Source organism: Gammaproteobacteria bacterium (assembly GCA_003696665.1).
Lineage (GTDB): Bacteria > Pseudomonadota > Gammaproteobacteria > Enterobacterales.
This window is the reverse complement of the sequence record RFGJ01000633.1, coordinates 1-1,219: the sequence shown is the minus strand read 5'-3', so window position 1 is coordinate 1,219 and position 1,219 is coordinate 1. Positions and strand designations below refer to the sequence as shown.

The following is a 1,219-nucleotide window of genomic DNA, read 5'->3' as shown; positions in this document are numbered from 1 at the left end:
GGTTCAGGCCCGGCTCGTATTCCAGGTTCTGGCGTTCATGGAAAGCAAACGTTTCGGGATAGAAGATAAAGAGCCGTCCCTTGCGGTCCCGCAGATACTTGTGACCGTAGGCATAAAGCTGATAGAGGTCGGCTTGGGATACTCCGAATTTTCCATCCTGTGCATCTTGATCCGCCAGTTTCCACTTTGCGTCACCGACCACAAACTGATTATCCAGCCAAAACAGAAAATCCGGTCGCATTTGGAATTTTTTCCTGGGCGCCTCAACCAACCATTTGCTCCCAGCCTGGCAACGCAAATCATGCACCGAATCAGTGCGTTCCAATAATCGAGCCACATAGTCCTCAAACACCTTCTCCATTGGAAACAACAAGGAAATCGTCCGTTTCGAACCACTGGCGGGCACGGTTGCCTCTTCCCGCAAAATCATCCGACACCAAGCCAGAGGGTTCTGATAATGCGCCATCCCGCGATTGAAACGACAGCGGGCAAGATCACCCGCAATATCCTGAGATACCGGCACATCTTGAAACGCAAAAACCAATCCACGCGCAAGCCTTTCGTTCTCCCGTGAACGACACAATTTGAGAACCTTGGCAAGAGCTGTTCGAATCAGGCGGTTCTCAGGGCGATTCAGCAAATAGGCGTCATAGGAGCAAAAGAATCGGTGCTGCTGAACAGCGTTGGCGCGCAGGTGTTTACCCAAAAGCAGCTTGCCTTTCAAAAATCTAAGGTTTTCCTCCTCCCCAAGGTAATCGGAACGAATACCCCTTTTCACCAATTGATCGATCTCTCGCAGGAAATAGCCTAAGAAAACCTCAACGAGCGGCATTCTTTGCGATTGTAGCTGCGCCTCTCCACCAGCGCGAAACGGCGCAGATCGCAAGCAATGCAGCATACGCACCAAAACTTGAGAGCTTTCATCCAGCCCCTCTGAGTTAGCAGCCTTTGGGAGAATCTCGATGCACGCGCCACATGGTGTTTGCAAAACCCCAACATGACTACGCACCTTCAATGCATCGCGCCCCCTCCATGTCGTACGCGATAGAAAAAAATGATGCTCGTCGGCGACTGTCCGCGCCTCCTCCTTCGCCAATAGTTGGCTCAGATAATCAAAAGCACTGCTGGGGATGGCGGCACACCTTCCAGCCGGCAAATTGGATGCCTGTTCCTCGCGAATCAAAAATCCATGTTCCCGGATGCGAATCCGGTTATGCGC

Annotated in this window: 1 protein-coding gene; it reads right to left on the bottom strand. The window is 51.8% G+C overall.

What is annotated here, in order from left to right:
* A partial coding sequence (locus tag D6694_15250) for a restriction endonuclease (protein RMH34374.1) occupies window positions 1-1,219 on the bottom strand: 1,219 nt, incomplete at both ends.